The 369-nt window shown below is 64.2% G+C and carries 1 protein-coding gene; it reads right to left on the bottom strand.

The window, feature by feature from the left end; all coding sequences use genetic code 11:
- Positions 1 to 369, bottom strand: a 369-nt coding sequence (locus tag HU806_RS26945) for an RHS repeat domain-containing protein (protein ID WP_186615821.1), incomplete at both ends; no start/stop codon positions are given.

Below are 369 nucleotides of genomic sequence, written 5' to 3'. Positions count from 1 at the left end.
AGATGTAGCTTTGGTAGTGCTGGTCGCTGCTTTCGGCGATGACCTGGTCGCCTTGCCAGATAAATTCCGTGGTCTGGCCGGCCACGGTCTTTTCGATGCGTCGGCCGAAGGCGTCGTAGCGGTAGGACGTTTCGCTGCCGTCGGGGCTGGTGACGCCGATGAGGCGGTGTTGGCTGTCGTAGCGGTATTCGGTGACGAGGCATTGGGCTGTGCCGCGGCGTTCGCGGATCAGGTTGCCGTAGGCGTCGTAGTCGTAATGGCGGTCGCCTTCCATCAATAGGCGGTTGCCCTTGAGGGTGGTCGGGCCGGGGCGGTCTTGCATCAGCAGGTTGCCGGCCGGGTCGTGGGCGAAGCGTTCCGGGGCTTGGC

Source organism: Pseudomonas sp. SWRI154 (assembly GCF_014268645.1).
Taxonomy (GTDB): Bacteria; Pseudomonadota; Gammaproteobacteria; order Pseudomonadales; family Pseudomonadaceae; genus Aquipseudomonas; species Aquipseudomonas marvdashtae.
Note: the sequence above shows the minus strand (reverse complement) of the source record. Positions and strands in the feature narration are given on the sequence as shown.